Here is a 413-nt window from a genome sequence, read left to right on the forward strand (position 1 = left end):
TCCCATATCCTTAGCGGGTTGACAAACCAGCTGCCTGATCGCGATCCCGAAGAGACTGCCGAATGGCTTGAGTCCTTGGATTCGTTGCTTCAGGAACGTGGCACTGAGCGTGCCCAGTTCATCATGCGAAGCCTGCTTCAGCGGGCTGGTGCGCAGAGCGTTGGCGTGCCCATGGTCACGACCACCGACTATGTGAACACGATTCCGGCCGATCAGGAACCGGAGTTCCCCGGCAATGAGGAAATCGAGCGTAAGTACCGTGCGTGGATGCGCTGGAATGCTGCGATCATGGTCCACCGTGCACAGCGTCCGGAGGTGGGTGTGGGTGGTCATATCTCCACCTATGCCGGTGCTGCAACGTTGTACGAGGTGGGTTTCAACCACTTCTTCCGTGGCAAGGACCATCCCGGCGG

At 59.1% G+C, this 413-nt stretch carries 1 pseudogene; it reads left to right on the plus strand.

Annotated features, from left to right (window positions below):
- Positions 1–413 (plus strand): annotated as a pseudogene (locus AAGW05_RS18585) (pyruvate dehydrogenase (acetyl-transferring), homodimeric type); the annotation flags it as partial.

The organism is Arthrobacter sp. LAPM80, assembly GCF_046736435.1.
In the GTDB taxonomy this organism is placed as follows: domain Bacteria; phylum Actinomycetota; class Actinomycetes; order Actinomycetales; family Micrococcaceae; genus Specibacter.